The organism is Pseudomonadota bacterium (assembly GCA_010028905.1).
GTDB lineage: Bacteria > Vulcanimicrobiota > Xenobia > RGZZ01 > RGZZ01 > RGZZ01.
Genome location: RGZZ01000767.1, coordinates 1 through 1,589, shown reverse-complemented (window position 1 = coordinate 1,589; position 1,589 = coordinate 1). Strand labels below are relative to the sequence as shown.

General features: G+C 66.8%; 2 protein-coding genes. One reads left to right on the top strand and one right to left on the bottom strand.

Going from position 1 to position 1,589, the window contains the following annotated elements:
* Positions 1-98: 98 nt before the first annotated feature.
* A complete protein-coding gene (locus EB084_25105) occupies positions 99-476 on the top strand; it encodes a hypothetical protein (protein NDD31543.1) in 378 nt (125 codons plus the stop codon).
* Positions 477-486: 10 nt separating this feature from the next.
* Here EB084_25105 and EB084_25100 read toward each other — a convergent pair.
* On the bottom strand, positions 487-1,589 hold a 1,103-nt coding region (locus EB084_25100), incomplete at its 5' end, for an adenylate/guanylate cyclase domain-containing protein (GenBank protein NDD31542.1).

The window sequence follows — 1,589 nt, the reverse complement described above, 5'->3', positions numbered from 1 at the left end:
GTCAACAGGGTTTCGTGAATAAATCGGAGGGCGGGGGAGGAGGGCGAGCGCGCGGGCCGAACCCGTCCTGGTCGCCCCTTCCCCGACCTGTGGTCACGATGCAAGGCCCGCGCTCTCGTGGGCTGCCGTGCACCCGTCGCATCGAGAGGCGCGAGAGAGAGGTTGCACGCATGCCTTGCACGATCAAGAAGAGCGAGATCCCCGAGGGAGAGGCACGGTCGGTCGTGGTCGACGGAGTCGTGGTTGCGGTCTGCAACGTGAACGGCGTGTTCCACGCGGTCGAGGGAACCTGTCCGCACGCGGGAGGGCCGCTGGGCGACGGATTCGTGAGCGGGGGCAATCTGGTCTGCCCGTGGCACGGCTGGCAGTTCGAGGTCGAATCCGGTGCTTGCACGTTTGCACCCGAGATGGTGCTCGAGCGCTACGCGGTCAGCGATCAGGGAGAGACGCTCGAGATCAGCCCGAAGGGGTCTTGACCGAGCGCCCTCACGTGAGGGGCGGTTCCTGAGCCTTGTCAGCAGGCGTGCCGGAGGCCGCGCTATCGCCGGTCTCCTCGCGCTCGACGAGCTCCCAGACGGGAACGGGGGCGGTCTTCCCCTTCAACATCTCCTCACCGAAGAACGCCGTCTCGAACTGGTCACCCAGGTCTTCTTTCGTGGAGGCGCCGATGAGGATGCAGGTGTGGCGGCCTTCTTTCGAGCGGTCCTGGATGCGCGACGCGGTGTTCACGGTGTCGCCGATGACGGCGTACTTGAGGCGGTCGGTCGGCCCCATGTCTCCCTCCACCAGGGCCCCTGTGTTCAACCCGATTCCCATGCGCAGCCCCTGCAGCTGCGTGTTCGCGGAGGTCTGACGCAGGCGCCTCAGCCCCGCCTGCATCTCGAGGGCGCATCGCACCCCGCGCACGGCGCACTCCTCTGATTCACCATCGTCGTTGGTGAACACCGCAAGGATCGCGTCGCCGATGTAGTCGCTGATGTAGCCGTTGTGACGGCGGATCACCCGTTGCATCTGCTCGAGATACTCGTTGAGGAGGGCAACGACGTCTGTGGGGTCGAGCCCTTCCGAGAGCGGGGTGAATCCACGCAGGTCGCTGAAGAGCACGGTGGCCTTCACGCGCTTGGCTCCCACCGCATGCCGCCCCTTCACGTCGGCGATGGCGTTTCGCGCCTTCTCTGGTACGTAGGCTGCCAGCAGCGCCTTCTCACGAAGCCCATCGACCATGGTGTTGAATGCACCCGCGAGCGCGGCCACCTCGTCGCGCCCTTCCACGGGGGCCACCACGTCGAGGTCACCGCTTCCGACCTGGGCCATCTTTCTCGACAGGTCTTCGATGGGGCGCGTGATGCGCGTGGCCATCACCACGACGAGGATCGCCGACAGCGCGAGAACGGCAGCGCCCGCTGCCGCCACCCGCCGACGCGATTCGCGGACGGGCTCAAGGACGGTATCGGTGGGCAGCATGAGCAGCGCCCAGGCGATGGGACCTTCCCGGCCTGTCTCCCAGAGCGGGTGGGGGAGGGTCAGGTACGCGCGGTCCTCGAGATGGAGCGTCAGGAGTGGCAGTGAAGGCGGGGGAGACGAGGGTC

What these genes read in the sequence shown, in the direction of transcription:
- EB084_25105 (NDD31543.1), top strand. Translation starts at nt 99, where the DNA reads ATGCAAGGCCCGCGCTCTCGTGGGCTGCCGTGCACCCGTCGCATCGAG.